The following is a 15,270-nucleotide window of genomic DNA, read 5'->3' on the forward strand; positions in this document are numbered from 1 at the left end:
GGGTGGAGCCGCGGCGGGCTCGGGGGTGGGTGCAGGCGCAGGTGCCGCGGCAGGAGCCGCGCCTGCCGCACCGATGACGCCGAGTTCGCCACCGACGGCGACGGTGTCGTCTTCGTTGGCCGAGATGCTCAGCAGCACACCGGCGACCGGCGACGGAATCTCGGTGTCGACCTTGTCGGTCGACACCTCGACGAGCGGCTCATCCACGCCGACCTCGTCGCCGACCTTCTTGAGCCAGCGGGTCACGGTGCCCTCGGTGACGGACTCGCCGAGCTCGGGCATCTTGACCGAGGTGCCGGGACCCGCCGGAGCGTCCGCGGCGGGAGCAGGAGCGGCCGGTTCCGCCGCGGGAGCAGGCGCGGGTTCGGGCTCCGGTTCGGGAGCGGGTGCAGGCTCGGGAGCCGGCGCGGCGGCCTCGGGGGCGGGCGCGGACTCCGCGGACTCTGCTTCGCCGGCCTCGCTGATCACGCCCAGCTCGCCGCCGATTTCGACGGTGTCATCCTCGCGGGCGACGATCTTGGTCAGCACACCCGAAGTGGGAGCGGGGATCTCGGTGTCCACCTTGTCGGTGGACACCTCGAGCAGCGGCTCGTCGACTTGGACCGTGTCGCCCTCTTGTTTGAGCCACCGTGTCACCGTCCCTTCGGTCACGCTCTCACCGAGGGCGGGCATCTGGACGGAGAAGGCCATGGTTTCCACTCCTGAAAAGGTTCCGATAGCGGCTCACACAACGTGGACATATCTGGCTTACCACAGCGACGTGGACAGCGGGTCAATCCTGTCACTGACTGGAACGGCGCGCCTGCCCGGGTCCAAGATCGGAGGGTGAGCGAGCGCACGGTCGTCTGCGTCATCAAGCCCGGCAGTCGCAAGGGGCCCGCCGTCGAGGTTGCCGACGACGGCGCCCTCACCCTGTTCGTGCGGGAGCCGGCCATCGACGGCAAAGCCAACAAGGCTGCGCTCGCTTTGCTTGCCGAGCACTTGGGCGTGCCGAAGTCGGCGGTGCGGCTCGTTGCCGGTCAGACCAGCAGACTGAAGCGATTCAGTGTGGGTTGACCGGTGGGATTACAGCCTGTTCTCAGAATTAGCTGGCACCATGGTCCAATGGCATGGATCGACGCCTTCCGAAGCAAGCGCGAGGGGCAGACCAAACAGGGCAACAACGACGACCTGCGCTACCTGGCGAATTGGGCCGCGGCGCGCACGGGCGTGGAGGCCTATGTCGAGCCGCAGACCAACTTCTCGGACGTCACCGTGATTCTCATCGCAGGTGACGGCGAGTGGACCCGCCGACGCGTCGGCGGGGTGGCGGGCGCGCGCCGAATCTCCGAGCGACTCAAGATCCCGGTGTACGACGTGCACCGCACGGGATACCCGCAACGCAAGCGTGATTACGACGCCCGGCAGAAAATCCTGAAGCGACGGGCAGCCGAGGAAGGCGCCTAGCCGACGTCAGCCGTTGGTGGCGATGTCCTCCAGCACCCCGAAGATGGTTCGCACCGGCACGCCGGTCCCGCCCTTGGCCGTGTAACCCCACGGTCCGCCGGTGTTGAACGCCGGGCCGGCAACGTCGATATGTGCCCACTGCACACCGTCGGCCACGAACTCGCGCAGGTACAGACCGGCCGCCAACATGCCGCCGTTGCGGTGGTTGGTGACGTTCGCCAGGTCGGCAACCCTGGATTTGAGATCGTCGCGCAGTTCCTCGGGCAGCGGCATGGCCCAACCGTTTTCGCCTACGGACTGCGAGATCGTCGACACCCGGTCGCGGAACTCGTCGGTGCCCATCACGCCAGGAGTGCGGGTGCCCAGGGCCACCACCTGTGCACCGGTCAGCGTCGCGGTGTCGATCAGATAGTCGGGCTCATCCTGGCAGGCCCGCACGATCGCGTCGGCGAGGATGAGGCGACCCTCCGCATCGGTGTTGATTACCTCGACGGTGGTGCCGTCCAGGTGGGTCAGCACGTCGCCGGGGCGCTGTGCCGTCGAGGACGGCATGTTCTCGGCCATGGGCACGGTCGCGATGACGTCGATGGGCAGCTGTTGGCGGGCGGCCAGCAAGGTCACCGCGATAACCGCTGCCGCTCCACCCATATCGGAGGTCATGTTCTCCATGCCGCCTGCGGGCTTGATCGAGATGCCACCGGTGTCGAAGGTGATGCCCTTGCCCACGAGCGCGACCTTCTTGGCCTTTTTGCCCTTGGCGCCCCGGTAGGTCAGCCGCACCAGCCGCGGTGGGCGCGAGGAGCCCTTGCCGACTCCGATGATGCCGCCGTAGCCGGCCTTGGCCAGTTCCTTCTCGTCGAGCACCTCGACCTCGATGCCCTCGGTCGTCGCCAGAGTTTTTGCCCGCTTGGCGAATTCGGCCGGGAACAGATGACTGGGCGGGGTGTTCACAAAGTCACGCGCGATGATCACAGCAGCCGCGATGGCGGCGCCGCGCTCCATGGCGTCTTTCTGCGCGCGGCCCTTGTCGGCGACGAGCAACGTAACCTTCTGCAGTCCAACGTCCTTCGGTGCGGTCTTGGCGCTGCGGAACTCCGCGAACCGGTATCCGCCAAGTGCCAGGCCCTGCACGGTGGCATCGACATCGCTCGCGGACAGCGTGGTGACCAGGGTTTCGACGTTGTCGAGCGAGCGGGCGGCCACGCCCGCGGCACGCCGAATCGTCTCGGCGCTGGGATCCCCCTTACCCAGGCCGACCGCCAGCACACTGGACACCGGCAGACCGTCCACGACCACCCGGGTGAGTTGCTCGCTCGAGCCGGTCGCGCCCACGGCCTTCAGAGCGGCCTCGATGGCCTTGACTGCCTTGCTGTCCAGCAGCTGCGCATCGACCACCTTGGGCCCCTTATCGGATTCTTTCTCCCCCGGGCGCACCCCCACCAGCAGCACCGCGGCGGAGACCCCGCGCTGCGGAATGGACGTGGCCAGGGTGAACGAAGGTGCCGTGTATGCGCTCATGAGATCACAGCCTAGTGAAAGCCGGTGATGCGCCAATTAGGGTGAACGCCATGACGGATCTCTTGCTCGGCCCTCTTCACGATCGGCACGCCGCACAAGGTGCCACCTTCGCCGAATTCGGCGGCTGGAATATGCCGGTGTCCTATGCCGGCACCGTGGGTGAGCACACCGCCACCCGGGAGGCCGTCGGACTGTTCGACGTGAGCCACCTCGGCAAGGCGCTGGTGCGTGGGCCGGGTGCCGCGGCGTTCGTCAACGCGTCTTTCACCAACGATCTCAACAAGATTGGGCCGGGCAAGGCGCAGTACACCTTGTGTTGCACCCCGACCGGCGGTGTCGTCGACGACCTCATCACCTACTACGTCTCCGATGACGAGATCTTCCTGGTGCCCAACGCCGCCAACACCGCAGCGGTGGTGGCCGCTCTGCAGGAGAAGGCGCCCGAGGGAATCACCATCACCAACCAGCACCGCGACTACGCGGTGCTGGCCGTGCAGGGACCCAAGTCGGCCGACGTGCTGCTGCGGCTCGGACTGCCGACCGATATGGAATACATGGCGTACGCCGACGCGACGCTCGACGGTCAGCCGGTGCGGGTGTGCCGGACCGGCTACACCGGCGAACACGGCTACGAACTGCTGCCGTCCTGGGATTCCGCCGGCGCCGTGTTCGACGCACTGCTGCCGGTGATCACCGAGGCAGGCGGCCAGCTGGCCGGTCTGGGCGCGCGCGACACGCTGCGCACCGAGATGGGCTATCCGCTGCACGGTCACGAGCTGTCCCTCGACATCAGTCCGGTGCAGGCGCGGGCAGGATGGGCCGTCGGATGGAAGAAGGACGCGTTCTGGGGGCGTGAGGCCCTCGCCCAGGAGAAGGCGGAAGGTCCGCGCCGCACCCTGCGTGGCCTGCGGGCCACCGGCCGCGGCGTGTTGCGACCCGATCTCACGGTGCTCTCGGGCGGCCAGCCGGTAGGGGTGACCACTTCGGGCACCTTCTCGCCGACTCTCAAGACCGGTATTGCATTGGCCCTGCTGGACAGCGCCGCCCAGATCGCTGACGGGGCCACCGTCGCCGTCGACGTGCGGGGCCGGGAGATCGAATGCGAGGTCGTCAAGCCGCCGTTCGTGGACGTCAACGTCGGATAATGGGTTCGGATTTGGCGACATTGGACAGCTAGACTGCCGAGCATGAATCCGCTTCCCGAGTTCACCCGGCAACTCAACCCGTCACCGGCCAGCCCGGCGCGTCGGGCTGAGGTACTGGCCGCGCCGGGCTTTGGGAAGTACTTCACCGACCACATGGTGTCCATCGATTGGAACGCCGAAAATGGTTGGCACAACGCGCAAGTGGTGCCCTACGGCCCCATCACACTTGACCCGTCGGCCATCGTGCTGCACTACGCGCAGGAGGTCTTCGAAGGGCTCAAGGCCTACCGGCAACCCGACGGGACCATCGCGGCGTTCCGGCCCGAAGCTAACGCCGAACGAATGATCCAGTCCTGCCGCCGCATCGCCATCCCCGAGCTGCCGCAAGAGCTGTTCATCGAGTCGCTGCGGCAGCTGATCGCCGTCGACTCCGACTGGGTGCCGCCGGGCGGCGGCGAGGAATCGCTGTATCTGCGGCCGTTCATCATCGCCACCGAGGCCGGTCTCGGGGTGCGGCCCGCCGCCGAGTACCGGTACCTGCTCATCGCCTCACCTGCTGGCGCGTACTTCCCACAGGGCATCAAGCCGGTCAGTGTCTGGCTCTCGCACGAATACGTGCGCGCCGCACCAGGCGGGATCGGCGCGGCCAAGACGGGTGGGAACTACGCCGCCTCGCTGGTCGCCCAGGCGCAGGCCGCCGAAGAGGGCTGCGATCAGGTGGTGTGGCTCGATGCCATCGAGCGCCGGTACATCGAAGAAATGGGTGGCATGAACCTGTTCTTCGTGTTCGGCCGCGACGGTGAGGCCCGCTTGGTTACTCCCGAACTATCCGGATCACTGCTGCCCGGTGTGACGCGGAAGTCCTTGTTGCAGCTGGCCTCCGATGCCGGATTCGCCATCGAGGAACGCAAGATCGACGTCGACGAGCTGGAGAAGAAGGCGGCCTCGGGAGAGATCACCGAGGTGTTCGCCTGCGGCACAGCCGCGGTCATCACGCCGGTTGGCCGCGTCAAGCACTCCAGCGGTGAATTCACCATTGGCGAAGGGCAACCCGGCGAGGTGACCATGGCGCTGCGCGACACGCTGACCGGAATCCAGCGCGGCACCTTCGCCGATACGCACGGCTGGATCACCAAGCTCGGCTAGGACGCCTGTGCGCGTACGGGGCGGCGATAGGTCACCGTGTCGAATTCGCGTCCGTACTCATCGACGGCCGTGACATCCATCTCGCTGACGAATGTCCCCGGCCGCACGTCGACGCGGATGAATGCGTAGTTGCGATACCGCACGCGCGACCAGGTGACCGCCTCGGCGTGCTTACTGCCGTCGGGCGCCCAGACGTAGCTGTTGGGAACCAAAGTGTCGGTGAGCTCGCGGCCCCGGTATCCCTCCGGCTCGCCCGGCTGAAAGTCATAGCGGGGCCGGCCCGCAGAACCCACGGTGTAGTACACGGTGCCATCCGATTCCGGGTCTACGGTGGACCGATCGCCGGCCTCTCGGGTCGGACGTCCCGCGCGAATCGGATCCGTGCGCTCGAAGACGTGGTTGTGTCCCTGCAGCACCAGATCCACCTGATAGCGGTCGAACAGCGCGCACCACGCGTCGCGCACGCCACCGTCGCTGGCATGCGACAGCGTCGTCGAATACGCGCAGTGGTGGAAGAAGCACACGATGAAGTCGATATTCGGATTTGCCCGATATGCCGCTAAAGTTCTTCCCACCCAACCGGTTTGGGCGCCGCCCGAGTAGCCTGTGTTCGCCCTGATCTCGTAGGACACGTCATTGGCGTCCAGGGACAGGACGGCGACATTGCCGTAGGTGAACGAGTACGCGGACGGGCACCCCGCGGGGCCGTTGCCGGGGAATCCGAGACGGGCCAGATGGCCGCCGTAGCCGTGATTTCCGTACGCGGCTTCCATGTCGTGATTGCCGGTGGCGAACATCCATGGTGTTGTCGAGGCGCTGGGCTCGATGGAGGTCAGGTAGACGTCCCAGACGAACGGATTGTATTTGTCGAACCCGGCCGCGGCCTTGCCGCCGGAAGATACGAACTCGGGCTTCTTTCCCATTCCGGATGGGTCCGCATAGGCGATGTCCCCGGCCAGGATATGAAAATCAGGTCGGCACGCCACGATCTGGTTCATGACGTTCTGTGTGTGCGGCGTGGCCGGGTCGTTGTCGGCGCTGTAGTAGCTGTCGTCGTATTCACCGGGGGCCAGATTTGGTGGGAGCGAGGGGGTCTCGTCGGTGCCCTGATCGCCCATCATGGTGAACCGGAAGGGGGCGAACGCGTTTCGTGCGGACGGAAGGGCCGTCGAAGCGGAACGGATATCGCTCGAGAATCCGTCGGTGGTGCGCCAGCGGTAGAAGTGCTCAGTGCCCCCGCCGAGTCCATGGACGGGAGCGTGCACGTAGAACTGTTCGGCTCCCAGCACCCCGTGATCGCTTGAGGGAATCTGTGTCACGAGATTGCGGACCTCGGCTTCGAGGGAGGCGCCGAGTTCGGGGGTAGGCCCATGGTCGAGAAAGATCTTGGTGCCGTGCGGATTTCTGGACAGCTGCCCGGAAAAGCTGAGCTGGCTGGACGAATCTGCGCCGTACCCCACCCGCCTGCCGGCCACACCCAGTGGTGCGTCATCGGCATACGCCCGCCGCCCAAACGGTGATACGCCCAGCGCGGCGACCGCGGCAGCGGCGGCCGATCCCCGCAGGAAGTTGCGACGCGAGACCGGATGGCGACGCAGATATCCGCGATGCCATTCGTACTGTTCGGCCATGGACATCGAGCGGGCGATCGGCTCGGGAATCCCCATATCCGGTGTCTCACCGGCGGGGGTCACAGGATTGCGCGGCATAAGTTCGAATAGTGGCCTACGGCACCAGGTAACGCGACCGCACAGGCCGGGGTGATCGCGAACTCTTGATGAATCTTTCGTCGCCGCCTCACGAGGCCGCAAATCCGAGTGCTGCCAGCGTGGTGGTCACCTCGATGCTCGCTCCTAACACGTCTCCGGTGATGCCACCGAACCTGCGCACGCAGTGGCGCACCAGCAGCACTCCGGCGCCCAGTGCGATCACCACCGCAACCGGCCCTTGCCATGGCCGCCAGGGCTGCGCGAGAAAGCCGACGGCCATCGCCGCGAGCACCCAGATCCCGGCCAGCCACAAAGGCTGCGACCCGGCCACCCGGGCACCGAAGCCGCTGTGCGCGGCACCTGGCACGCCGCGCCGACACGCCACCACCGCGCTGACGCGCCCCACCGCGATCGCCAGCGCGATGGCCAGCCACTCCTGCCGGGAGGCCAGCATTCCGAACGACAATGTCTGTGCCAGAAGGATGATGATCACCGCAGCAACCCCGAACGGTCCGGCCGAACCATCGCGCATCACGGTGAGTGCGCGCTCCGGTGGTCCGTAGCAGCCGAGCCCATCCGCGGTGTCCGACAGGCCGTCGATATGCATGCCGCGGGTCGCCAGCACCACCACCGTTGCGGCGGCAAGCCCCGCGATGGGCGCGATGTAGGCCGATGTCGCCAGGTAGGCGGTTGCCGCTGCGAGCGCACCGAGTGCGGCGCCCACCACGGGCAGCGCCGTCAGCACCGGGCCCGAGAGGGTGCCGGCGAGCCGTGCGGGAACTGGTGTCACGGTGGAGAATTCGAAGGCTCCGCCGATGGGCCGCAGCAGCCGCAGCAGCCTGTTCACGCGCCCGGCCCGTCGATTCGGGCCTCATCGAAGGTCGCCATCTGTGCCAGTGTGCCCGCGGCGGCCTGCAACACCGGTAGTGCGACGAGCGCCCCGGAGCCCTCACCCAAGCGCATCTGCAGATCCAGCACGGGATCCAGCCGGAGGCGTTGGAGGGCAAGCGAATGCGCCGGCTCGGTGGAGCGATGCCCGGCGAGCCACCACTGGCGTGCGCCCGGAGCCAGCTGCTCGGCCACCAGTGCGGCTGCGGTCACCACCAGCCCGTCGAGCAGCACAGGGGTGCGCCGCACCGCCGCGTGCGCCACGAAACCGGTGATTGCCGCCAGATCGGCGCCACCTGCCCGGGCGAGCAGCGCCACCGGGTCGGCACGCACATCTTTGGTGCGGCGCAACGCATCGCGTACCGCGGCGGTCTTGCGTGCCCACCCTGCGTCGTCGACTCCGGTGCCGCGGCCCACCACCGCCACCGGTTCGCTTCCGGTGAGCGCCGCCACCAGCACGGTCGCGGGAGTGGTGTTGCCGATGCCCATATCGCCCGCGATGAGCAGATCGGCTCCGGAGTCGATCTCGGCGTCGGCCAGGGCGATACCGGCAGCCAGCGCGGCATGAGCCTGCTCCTCGGTGAGAGCGTCCTCGACGGCGATATTGCCGCTGGGACGGCCCACGGCGATGTCGGCGACGCGCACACTGGCCCCCGCTAGCGCGGCGAGCACGTTGACGGCCGCGCCGCCCGCTTCGATGTTGCGCACCATCTGCGCGGTCACCGACGGGGGATAGGCGGACACTCCGGCGGCAGCCACACCGTGATCACCGGCGAAGACGATCACCCGAGGATGTTGGAATGCCTCAGGGGGGCAACGATTTTGGCAGGCCGCTACCCAAACCGAGAGCTCTTCCAGACGTCCCAGTGCGCCGTCCGGTTTGGTGAGCTGCCGTTGCCGGTCACGTGCGGCGGCGGCGATATCCGGGTTGGGTGCCGAGACCGGGGCGAAACGCGGTGCCTCGCCGCCGCTCACTCGGCCGCTCCCTTGATGGCCAGTGGCTGACCGGCCACCACCAAGAGGACCCGTTGACAGTGCTGTGCCACGGCCTGATTCAGGGCGCCGAGCTGATCGGCGAACAGCCGTCCGGATGCGGTGGCGGGCACAATGGTCAATCCGACCTCTGGGCTCACGATCACCAACTCGCTGCCATAAGAGCTGATCGCATCGACCAACTCATCGATATCGGAGGCCACAACCTCACCGCCACGGTCCCATGCCGCGCGGGCATCCATCCTCGCGGTCAGCCACCCCCCGAGATCGTCGACGAGCGTCGGCACCGCGTCGGGCGCGCGCAGTTCCTCGGCGATATCGGTTGTCTCGGCCGTCGACCAGCCATCGGGACGCCGAGACCGGTGTGCGGCAACCCTTTGCGTCCATGCCTCGTCCTCGCGGACAGATGTTCCGGTCGCCAGGTATCGCACGGGGCCCGAGGCGGGCAGCAGAGACTCGGCGAAACGTGATTTTCCCGAACGTATTCCACCGAGCACCAGCGTGGTAGCCACCTGAGGCTAGACCGGCTCGCCGCGGTTCACCCGGGGGCGTGGTGCACGCATCTTGCGTAACTGCGATGCGCGGCTGGCCGCGTACCAGCCGAGTTTGAAGCCGCCCTCGTCGCTGGTCGGGAAGCGTTCGGAGACGCGCTTGTTCACGAGTCTGCCGACGAAAACCCCGTCGACGATCATGACGATCATCAAGACCAGCATCGCCGGGGTCATCCACATCTGAACCTGCACAGACGGCACCGCGAACATGGTGAAGATCAGGAACAGCGCCAGAGGCATGAACAGCCCCAGCACATTGCGGCGTGAATCGACGATGTCGCGGGCGAACGCGCGCACGGGCCCCTTGTCGCGTGGCAACAGGTACGCCTCATCGCCGGCCATCATCTTCTCGCGGCTGTCGGACATCCTGGCGCGCCGCTCTGCGTTCTCGACCTTGCGCTCGGCCCGCGACAGTTTCGGCCCGCGCAGGGACTTGCGACGCTGCCGGGCCTCGGCACTGGTCAAGGGTGCCGGGGCAACAGGTCCACGACGCTTGCCGGCATCCCGCTTCGGGGTGGGGCGGCCCTTTCCGGCCTGCGCCGGCGATGTGACGTCCGTCTCACCGGCAGGTGATGAAGACTCGTCGGCGGCGCCGTTTTCGGAGGTGGATTTCTTTCGGCCGAGCAGATTCACACGCCCAGATTATCCTGCGCGAATGAGTCAGATTCTGGTGGCGCCCGACAGCTTCGGAGACACGCTCACCGCCACGGAGGCGGCGACCGCCATCGCGGAGGGCTGGGGAAGGACTCGCCCCGGCGACATCGTCATCCTCAGCCCCCAATCAGACGGGGGACCCGGGTTCGTCGACGTGCTGGCCGCGCAGCTGGTCACGGCGCACCGGCACGCGCTGCGAATACGCGGCCCTCTGGATGAGGATGTCGACGCCGAGTGGCTGCTCGACGGCACGACCGCCTACATCGAATGCGCGCAGGCCTGCGGGCTGCCGCTGCTCAAACGTGCGCCGTCGGTCGATACCGCCTGGCGTGCGCACAGCACCGGGGTCGGACAGCTGATCGCGGCGGCGCTCGATGGCGGAGCCACCCGAATCGTGGTCGGTCTTGGCGGCAGCAGCAGCACGGATGGGGGTGCGGGGCTCGTCGCGGGCCTTGGCGGGCTCGTTGTGGCTCAGCGGCGTCTGGCCACAACGGAATTGGTGGTCGCCAGCGACGTCGAGCATCCGCTGCTGGGCCCGCGTGGTGCGGCCGCGGTGTTCGGTCCGCAGAAGGGCGCAGACCCGGACACTGTCAGACGCCTGGAGGCGCGGCTGGCCGGGTGGGTCGCAGAAATGGAGGAGCAGACCGGCCGGGGCGTGCGGGACCTCGCCGGGGCCGGGGCCGCCGGCGGGATCGGCGCGGCGCTGCTCGCGCTCGGAGCGCGTCGCGAATCGGGAGCGCGAATCGTCGCCGAACACACCGGCCTGGACGCTGCGATCGTGCGGGCGGGCCTGGTGATCACCGGCGAAGGCAAGTTCGATGACCAAACCCTGCACGGCAAGGTGGCGGGGGCGGTCGCGAGCCGCGCCGCGACCTCCGGCATCCCGGTGTTGGTGCTGGCCGGGCAGGTTGCGCTGACGGCGGATGAATACGGGCGGGCCGGTATCGCGCGTGCTGAATCGATTGCCCAGTTCGCGGGGTCCGTGCGGTTGGCCATGGAGGATGCGGCGGGCCAGCTGGCGGGCCTGGCGGCCCAGGTCGCACGTGACTGGTCACATGGCTAGGGCGTAGATGTAGGAATACCCCTAGACGAGGTACCGTTGAGATCACAAGACGTTCATTACCTGGACGTCCGCCCGAGAGCTTCGACGCAGGGGAGATCCCACGATGACTGTCCAAGACGAATCGACTGCAACCTCCACCGAGGAAACTCATGGTGCCGTCTTGACCGACGCCGCCGCCGCCAAGGCCAAGGCGCTGCTGGATCAGGAAGGCCGCGACGATTTGTCGCTGCGCATCGCGGTCCAGCCCGGTGGTTGCGCGGGCCTGCGATACCAGCTGTTCTTCGACGACCGCACCCTGGACGGTGACCTGGTCACCGAGTTCGACGGTGTGAAGCTCACTGTGGACCGGATGAGTGCCCCGTACATCCAGGGCGCCTCGATCGACTTCGTCGACACCATCGAGAAGCAGGGCTTCACGATCGACAACCCGAACGCCACCGGCTCCTGCGCCTGCGGCGACTCGTTCAACTGATCAGAACGCGTTCGAGCCGCGCATGTACGCGGAGCACACGTAGATCTTGCCGTCGTTGATCAGTAGCTCGGCCTGCCCCTGAGGGGCGTCCTTACGCTTCTGGCTGGTCGCGGTGAACAGCACCTTGAGCTGGTACTCGGAGAAGTAGACGATCTTGTCGATCGATTTCACGGTGGCCGTCCCGAAGGTGTTCACGAACTGTTGAGCATTGGCGCGCACAATCGTGTCGTCGGTGTCCTTGTCGCGCACCGCGTCGTACAGGCCGCAGCCGGCATTGCGGGCCAGCGTCACGATGTCGAGCTTGGCCATCGCATCCAGGTAGCCCTGGATGGTCTGTTCGATCTTCGCCTCGCTGGGCCGGTGGGACACGCCGGAGTTCTTGGTCAGAAAGCCGAGCAGCAGCGCCAGCACCACCAATGCCGCCACCACCGCGGCCGGGGCGAGCCAGCCGGGCACCTTGCGCTTGCGGTCGGGGTAGTCGACCGGGGGAGGCATGGGCGGTAAACCAGGGTAGGGCACCGTCGAATAACCTGGTTCCGCCATTGACTCTCCTGAAATTTCGTTTCCCCAGATCGCACTCCCCGACAATCCAGGCTAGCAATCGGCCACAACCCCGGAACAGTTACGTTAGGTAAGCTTCTGTGGTTGTCCGTCGACTACCCAAGCCCGCCCGAATCCTACGAAGGGTCTCACGCGTGTCCATCATCGTCACCGGATCCATTGCAACCGACCACCTCATGAACTTCCCCGGCAAGTTCTCCGAGCAGCTCTTGGTCGAGCACCTGCAGAAGGTGTCCCTCAGCTTCCTGGTGGACGATCTGGAAATCCGTCGTGGAGGCGTCGCGGGGAACATCGCGTTCGCCATCGGCGTGCTCGGTGGCAAGCCCGCGCTGGTCGGCGCCGTGGGTGCGGACTTCAACGAGTACCGGTCCTGGCTCGAGGGCCACGGCGTCAACTGCGACGGCGTGCTGATCTCCCAGACCGCGCACACCGCGCGTTTCGTGTGCACGACAGATCAGGACATGGCTCAAATCGCGTCCTTCTATCCGGGTGCGATGTCCGAAGCCCGTGACATCTCGCTGGCAGATGTCGTATCGACCACCGGGACACCGGAATTGGTGATCATCGGAGCCAACGACCCCGATGCCATGTTCCGGCACACCGAGGAATGCCGCAGCCTGGGATTGCCGTTCGCGGCCGATCCGTCGCAGCAGTTGGCCCGGCTCTCCGGCGAGCAGGCCCGCGAACTCGTCGGCGGTGCCACCTACCTGTTCACCAACGACTACGAGTGGGATCTGTTGCTCTCCAAGACAGGGTGGACCGAGGCGGACGTGCGTGAGCGTGTCGAGCTGCGGATCACCACCCTGGGTCCCAACGGCGTCGAGATCGTGGAGAAGGACGGCACCTCCCTCAAGGTGGGTGTGGTCCCGGAGAAGGGGCAGGTCGACCCGACCGGTGTCGGCGACGCGTGGCGTGCCGGATTCCTCACCGCCCGTAGTGCCGGCCTGAGCCTGGAGCGTTCGGCACAGCTGGGATCGCTGGTGGCCACCCTGGTGCTGGAGACAGTGGGAACTCAGGAATGGCTGTGGGAGCGTGACGAGGCGCTGGCCCGCCTCGCCGACGCGTACGGCCCGGACGCCGCCGACGAGATCGGTGCAGCTCTTTAGAGCTGCACCGGGTACTGCGGCTCCTGGATGTTCGGCCGCACCGACTGCTCGACGAAGATCGCGTGCCACAGCATGAAGATCAGCACCGTCCACAGCCTGCGGCTGTGATCGGCGGCGCCGGCGGCGTGCTCGGTGAGCATCCGGCCGACAGCGGGCACGTCGATCAAGTGCCCGGCTTGCGTGGTCGCCAGCATCTCACGGGCCCAGTCGTGTAGCAGTCCGTCGACGAACCAGTGCCGGATGGGTACCGGGAAACCGAGCTTGGTCCGGTGCAGAACATGCGCCGGCACAATGGGTTCCAGTGCCCTGCGGAGTGCGTACTTCGTGGTTTCGCGGGTGATCTTCTCCCGGTAGGGCAGCTGCGAGGCCACCTTGAACACCTCGGGATCAAGGAACGGCACCCGCAGCTCGAGCGAGTTCGCCATCGTCATCTTGTCGGCCTTGACCAGAATGTCTCCGCGCAGCCAGGTGAAAAGGTCCACATACTGCATGCGTGCCACCGGATCCCAGCCCGCGCACCGCTCGTAGAGCTCAGCCGTGACGTCCTGATGTCCCCATTCCGGGCGATAGTGGGGGAGCACCGCGCGCAGTTGTTCGTCATCGAAGCTGCGGGCGTTTCCGTAGTAGCGCTGTTCCAGTGTCATCGAGCCGCGGTTCAGCAGACTCTTGCCGCGCACCCCGTCCGGGATGGCGGCCGATAGTCGTGCCGCCCCGCGTCGCAACACGCCGGGGAGGTATTCGAAAGGCTTGAGCGACAAGGGTTCCCGGTAGATCGTGTATCCACCGAAGAGCTCGTCGGCGCCCTCTCCGGAGAGCACCACCTTGACATGTTTACGGGCCTCTTTGGCCACGAAGTACAGCGGTACCAGGGATGGATCCGCCACCGGATCGTCCAGATACCAGACGATCTCGGGCAGCGCGGAAACGAACTCCTCCTGGCTGACCACCTTCACGACGTGCCGGGCACCGATCGCCTCGGCGGACTCGACCGCCACATCGACTTCGGAATAGCCTTGCCGCTCAAAGCCAGTCGTGAACGTAATGAGCTTCGGATTGTGCCGGATCGCCAGCGCGGCGATGGCCGTGGAGTCGATACCTCCGGACAGAAACGAACCCACCGTGACATCGGCCCGCATGTGCTTGGCCACCGAATCGGAAAGCACCTCGGTGATCTCGTCGTACCGGGACTGGCGGGTCGCGCGGGTGAACGGCGTGACGGCGAACCGGGCCGGGAAATAACGCGTGACGCGTGGCTCCTGGCCGGGGGTGATGCGCGCATACGAACCGGATTCCAGGCGGCGGATCTCGGTGTGCAGGCTCTCGGGCTCCGGAACATACTGCAGCGTTGTGTAGTGCTGCAGCGCCCGCAGGTCCAGTTCGGTCCCGATGCCCAACTGCTCCATCAAATCCAGCAGGCATTTCTTCTCGCTGCCCAGCGCGGTGCCGCCCGGGCCTGTCGCCATGAACAGCGGCTTTATGCCGAAAGGATCTCGCGCGCAGAACAACTCACGTTCGACCGTGTCCCAGATCGCGAAGGCGAACATGCCGCGCAGCCGGTGCAGCGCATCCGGGCCCCAGAAGTGGTACGCCGCCAGAATCGCCTCGCCGTCACCCTCGGTGGCGAATGCGGCGCCGTGCTCGGCCCGCAGCGTCTCCCTGAGTTCCAGGTAGTTGTAAATCTCGCCGTTGAAGACCAGCACGTATCGGTCCGGGCTGTCCGCCGGTCCCCAGCGCAACGGCTGATGCGAATGCGCGATGTCGATGATCGAGAGCCGGTTGAAACCGAAGAGCACGTTTTCCTCGTGCCAGATTCCCGGCTCATCGGGGCCGCGATGACGCATATGCACCATCGCCGCATCCACCGCAGGGCTATGAGATTCGAGCGAAGACCCGGGCGGGCCCAGCCACGCCACCAGTCCACACACGCGGCCAAGTATGCAACATCGCGCGACCTGTCCCAGGACCTAGGTCCCCACACCGGCCCCGTCGCTGCCCTGATGCGACCGCGTGGTCTACGC

Annotated in this window: 16 protein-coding genes; 7 read left to right on the forward strand and 9 right to left on the reverse strand. The window is 66.7% G+C overall.

From position 1 onward, the window contains the following. Positions 1 to 690 (reverse strand): biotin/lipoyl-containing protein (locus AOT87_RS14055; RefSeq protein WP_305728688.1); only part of this gene is annotated, 690 nt, incomplete at its 3' end. Positions 691 to 825: 135 nt separating this feature from the next. On the opposite strand from AOT87_RS14055, the gene AOT87_RS14060 reads away from it, so the two are divergent. Together AOT87_RS14060 and AOT87_RS14065 are read left to right on the forward strand one after the other, a co-directional pair. Further along, on the forward strand, positions 826 to 1,056 hold the full coding sequence (locus AOT87_RS14060) for a DUF167 family protein (RefSeq protein ID WP_057966265.1): 231 nt from the start codon (positions 826 to 828) through the stop codon (positions 1,054 to 1,056). 48 nt (positions 1,057 to 1,104) lie between these two features. Continuing rightward, positions 1,105 to 1,446, forward strand: coding sequence for a hypothetical protein (locus AOT87_RS14065; protein WP_057969163.1), 342 nt, complete (start codon positions 1,105 to 1,107; stop codon positions 1,444 to 1,446). A 6-nt stretch (positions 1,447 to 1,452) separates the two neighbouring features. On the opposite strand, the gene AOT87_RS14070 is transcribed toward AOT87_RS14065, so the two are convergent. Continuing rightward, positions 1,453 to 2,964 carry a leucyl aminopeptidase gene (locus AOT87_RS14070; protein ID WP_030095443.1) on the reverse strand — a complete coding sequence of 504 codons (1,512 nt, stop codon included), beginning with the start codon at positions 2,962 to 2,964 and terminating at the stop codon, positions 1,453 to 1,455. Between the two features lie 50 nt (positions 2,965 to 3,014). Between AOT87_RS14070 and gcvT the strand changes: the two genes are divergently transcribed. Together gcvT and AOT87_RS14080 are read left to right on the forward strand one after the other, a co-directional pair. Then, a complete protein-coding gene (gene gcvT, locus AOT87_RS14075) occupies positions 3,015 to 4,109 on the forward strand; it encodes a glycine cleavage system aminomethyltransferase GcvT (protein ID WP_030095444.1) in 1,095 nt (364 codons plus the stop codon). A 42-nt stretch (positions 4,110 to 4,151) separates the two neighbouring features. Beyond that, positions 4,152 to 5,255 carry a branched-chain amino acid aminotransferase gene (locus tag AOT87_RS14080; RefSeq protein WP_057969162.1) on the forward strand — a complete coding sequence of 368 codons (1,104 nt, stop codon included), beginning with the start codon at positions 4,152 to 4,154 and terminating at the stop codon, positions 5,253 to 5,255. On the opposite strand, the gene AOT87_RS14085 is transcribed toward AOT87_RS14080, so the two are convergent. The 5 genes from AOT87_RS14085 to AOT87_RS14105 all read right to left on the reverse strand — a co-directional run bounded on the left by AOT87_RS14085 (position 5,252) and on the right by AOT87_RS14105 (position 10,029). Then, on the reverse strand, positions 5,252 to 6,964 hold the full coding sequence (locus AOT87_RS14085) for a metallophosphoesterase (RefSeq protein ID WP_057969161.1): 1,713 nt from the start codon (positions 6,962 to 6,964) through the stop codon (positions 5,252 to 5,254). The two genes, AOT87_RS14080 and AOT87_RS14085, sit on opposite strands and share 4 nt — an antisense overlap. Before the next feature lie 88 nt (positions 6,965 to 7,052). Further along, positions 7,053 to 7,811: an adenosylcobinamide-GDP ribazoletransferase gene (locus tag AOT87_RS14090; RefSeq protein ID WP_057969160.1), complete on the reverse strand. Its 759-nt coding sequence runs from the start codon at positions 7,809 to 7,811 to the stop codon at positions 7,053 to 7,055. Beyond that, positions 7,808 to 8,827 (reverse strand): nicotinate-nucleotide--dimethylbenzimidazole phosphoribosyltransferase, encoded by a 1,020-nt coding sequence (gene cobT / locus AOT87_RS14095; protein ID WP_057969159.1) that lies wholly within the window; start codon positions 8,825 to 8,827, stop codon positions 7,808 to 7,810. The genes AOT87_RS14090 and cobT overlap by 4 nt, the downstream gene beginning before the upstream one ends. Beyond that, on the reverse strand, positions 8,824 to 9,357 hold the full coding sequence (locus AOT87_RS14100; RefSeq protein ID WP_057969158.1) for a bifunctional adenosylcobinamide kinase/adenosylcobinamide-phosphate guanylyltransferase: 534 nt from the start codon (positions 9,355 to 9,357) through the stop codon (positions 8,824 to 8,826). The genes cobT and AOT87_RS14100 overlap by 4 nt, the downstream gene beginning before the upstream one ends. A gap of 6 nt (positions 9,358 to 9,363) precedes the next feature. Next, positions 9,364 to 10,029 (reverse strand): DUF3043 domain-containing protein, encoded by a 666-nt coding sequence (locus AOT87_RS14105; RefSeq protein ID WP_030095450.1) that lies wholly within the window; start codon positions 10,027 to 10,029, stop codon positions 9,364 to 9,366. A 22-nt stretch (positions 10,030 to 10,051) separates the two neighbouring features. On the opposite strand from AOT87_RS14105, the gene AOT87_RS14110 reads away from it, so the two are divergent. Together AOT87_RS14110 and AOT87_RS14115 are read left to right on the forward strand one after the other, a co-directional pair. Further along, on the forward strand, positions 10,052 to 11,113 hold the full coding sequence (locus tag AOT87_RS14110; RefSeq protein WP_057969157.1) for a glycerate kinase: 1,062 nt from the start codon (positions 10,052 to 10,054) through the stop codon (positions 11,111 to 11,113). Between the two features lie 103 nt (positions 11,114 to 11,216). Then, on the forward strand, positions 11,217 to 11,585 hold the full coding sequence (locus AOT87_RS14115) for an iron-sulfur cluster assembly accessory protein (RefSeq protein WP_030095452.1): 369 nt from the start codon (positions 11,217 to 11,219) through the stop codon (positions 11,583 to 11,585). Here AOT87_RS14115 and AOT87_RS14120 read toward each other — a convergent pair whose 3' ends face one another. After that, positions 11,586 to 12,128, reverse strand: coding sequence for a hypothetical protein (locus AOT87_RS14120; protein WP_030095453.1), 543 nt, complete (start codon positions 12,126 to 12,128; stop codon positions 11,586 to 11,588). It abuts the gene before it with no gap. A 152-nt stretch (positions 12,129 to 12,280) separates the two neighbouring features. Between AOT87_RS14120 and AOT87_RS14125 the strand changes: the two genes are divergently transcribed. Next, the gene (locus AOT87_RS14125; protein WP_057969156.1) at positions 12,281 to 13,252 is read left to right on the forward strand and encodes a carbohydrate kinase family protein; all 972 of its coding nucleotides are present in this window, start codon (positions 12,281 to 12,283) and stop codon (positions 13,250 to 13,252) included. Here the strand turns inward: AOT87_RS14125 and asnB are convergent. Next, complete coding sequence (gene asnB / locus AOT87_RS14130) at positions 13,249 to 15,177, reverse strand: asparagine synthase (glutamine-hydrolyzing) (protein ID WP_057969155.1); 1,929 nt, start codon at positions 15,175 to 15,177, stop codon at positions 13,249 to 13,251. The genes AOT87_RS14125 and asnB overlap by 4 nt on opposite strands. Positions 15,178 to 15,270: the final 93 nt, after the last annotated feature.

Origin of the sequence: Mycobacteroides sp. H003, assembly GCF_001440135.1 — a bacterium.
GTDB lineage: Bacteria > Actinomycetota > Actinomycetes > Mycobacteriales > Mycobacteriaceae > Mycobacterium > Mycobacterium gwanakae.